At 57.1% G+C, this 2,635-nt stretch carries 2 protein-coding genes; both read right to left on the bottom strand.

All coding sequences use genetic code 11. The features are described 5' to 3' along the window. The coding region (locus E0L93_RS15570) for a formate--tetrahydrofolate ligase (protein ID WP_132693005.1) at positions 1 to 1,757 on the bottom strand (1,757 nt) is incomplete at its 3' end. A 14-nt stretch (positions 1,758 to 1,771) separates the two neighbouring features. Next, a partial coding sequence (locus E0L93_RS15565; protein WP_341539386.1) for a methylenetetrahydrofolate reductase occupies positions 1,772 to 2,635 on the bottom strand: 864 nt, incomplete at its 5' end.

Genomic DNA, 2,635 nt, shown 5'->3' with positions numbered 1-2,635 from the left:
TAAAAGAGCCCCACGATCTGGCCGTCATCGTCTATGTCTATGCTCTGGGCAGCAGGTGAGGCCGAAAGCCCCGGCATGGTGCGCATCTGCCCGCAGATGGGGTAGATGAAACCCGCCCCCGCAGAAAGCCGTACCTCTCTTACCGGCAAAACCCATCCCAAAGGCGCCCCCTTGAGAGCAGGATCTGAGGAGATGGAAAGATGGGTTTTGGCTATGCATACAGCAAGCTTCCTAAAGCCCCACCCCTCATATCTCTCTAGCTGCCTCAAAGCTTCCTGCTCGTACTCCACCTTCCCCGCCCCATATACCTCCTTGGCTATTGTCTCTATCTTCTGCTTTAAAGAGGCCTCTAGCGGATAGAGAAAGCGGAATGAGGAGGAAGAGGAGGAAGAAGAAGAGCGCTCTTTCTCTTCTTCTATTGTCTTCTCTAAAGCTTCTGCAAGAAGGATGGCTCCTTTGCCCCCTTCTGCAAAGTGGTTGCATACAGCAGCTTTTGCCCCCATTTGCTTTGCCACCTCCTCTATTGCTCTGTGTTCTGAGGGGTGGTCTGTTGGAAAGGCGTTTATGGCTACTACTGCCGGAATGCCGTGCAGCTTTATGTTCTCAAGCTGCTTTTTGAGGTTCTCCGCTCCAGCATATACATCGTCTGGGTTCTCTTTGAGAAGCTCTTCTGGAAGGGGCTTTCCCGCCGCCACTTCGTAGCGGCCAGAGTGGACCTTTAGGGCGCGTACGGTGGCCACAACTACTGCCGCATCGGGCCTTAGTCCCGAAACACGGCATTTTATGTTGAAGAACCGCTCGGCCCCCATGTCCGCCCCAAAGCCGGCCTCGGTTATGAGGTAATCGCCTGAGCGGATGCCGATGAGGTCGGCTACAACCGAGGAGTTGCCGGTGGCTATGTTGCCAAAGGGGCCTGCGTGTACTAATGCAGGGGTCCCTTCTAGGGTCTGCATGAGGTTGGGCTTTATGGCTTCTTTGAGGATTACCGCCATGGCTCCTGCCGCCTTGAGATCCTCCGCGCTAACAGGCTCCCCAACCCCGTTTGTCCCAACTACTATGCGCCCAAGGCGCTCTCTTAGATCTTTGAGCGAGCTTGAGAGCGCAAGGATGGCCATCACTTCTGAGGCTGCCGTTATGTCAAAGCCCGTCTGACGGGGTATCCCATCGGCTTTGCTCCCAAGCCCTATGATGATGTTTCTTAAGGCCCGGTCGTTTACGTCTACAACCCTCCTCCAGCTTATGGAGTGCAGCTCTATGCCAAGCTCGTTGCCCTGGTGGAGGTGGTTGTCTATGATCGCGCTGAGCATGTTGTGCGCCTCGGTTACAGCGTGCCCGTCTCCTGTGAGGTGCAGATTGAGCCTCTCCATGGGCACTACCTGCGAATACCCGCCCCCAGCAGCCCCGCCCTTTATCCCAAAGGCCGGACCCATAGAGGCCTGCCTTATGGCTATTGTGGCTCTTTTGCCTATGTGAGAGAAGGCCTGCCCAAGCCCTACTGTGGTTGTGGTCTTGCCTTCTCCAAGGGGTGTTGGGGTTATGGCAGAGACCAGAATGTATCTGCCTTTTGGCCGCTCTTCTAGCTCCTCAAGGGCCTCCTCTAGCTTTATCTTGGCTACCCCTTCCCCATAGGGCTCAAGCAGCTCAGACTTTATGCCCATGGAGTGCGCTATCTCCCGGATGGGAAGGAGCCTGGCCCCGCGCGCTATCTGCAGGTTGGATCTGCCCCCACTAGTAGTAGTAGTAGTAGTGCCGCTCATCTTCGCAGACCACCTCAAAAGTTCTTCTCCTCATGCTCGCTCTTTGCCAGCTTCCACCGCTTGGCAGCACGCCACGCCTCAGTCTTCTCCAGCTCGTTGAAGGTGTAGATGTGTAACCCCTCTATGTTGCTCTTGGGATCCAAAAGCGCAGGAGCAAGAGCGTCTACGAGCGGGTCCGGATTGTACCCAGAAGAGGAAGAGGAAAAAGAGGAGAGAAAGAGCCTTATAAGCCAGTTGCGCTGCTTCTTCAGAAAGCGCGCCGACTCCCCAAGACCTATCCTGGTTGAGATCCTAAAAAGCTTCTTGCTCTCCACAGGAGCCGGTACCCCAACCCAGATCGGCAGCTCTATGCCCCGCCGCTTCACCCGCCAAGCCCAGCCGGTAATTAGCTCCGCATCAAAGCAGATCTGGCTCACTATGTAGGTGGCATAGGGCGCCTTCTTTTCCATAGCCCGGCTCAAATCTTCGTCACCGATGAAAGGGTGGCCCTCCGGATAGCCGGCAATGCCAACCTCTTCAAAGCAGTGCCCAAGCTCGTGCATGGCCCTAAGCAGCTCAGCAGAACCCTCAAACCGCCCAGCCGGCTCTCTGGCATCCCCCCCTATGACAAACACATCCCGCACCCCAGCCCCCTGCAGCCGGCCCACTATCTCCTCCAAGTGCCCCTCGTCCCTAACAAGCCGGGCCGAAAGGTGCGGAACCACCCGCCAGCCCGCACCCGCCAGCCGCTCGGCCAGCTCCACCGTAGGTCCCATCCCCCGCACCGGTGAAGCCGTGATGGTGAGCGCAACCTCCTTTGGAACGTGCTCGCTAACCAGCTCCTCCACCCCGGCAAGCGGTATTACCTCGTACCTCACGTCCCCTATCTCCAGGGCCTC

It is taken from the genome of Rubrobacter taiwanensis, from assembly GCF_004337705.1.
Taxonomy (GTDB): Bacteria; Actinomycetota; Rubrobacteria; order Rubrobacterales; family Rubrobacteraceae; genus Rubrobacter_C; species Rubrobacter_C taiwanensis.
This window is presented reverse-complemented; position numbering and strand designations above follow the sequence as displayed.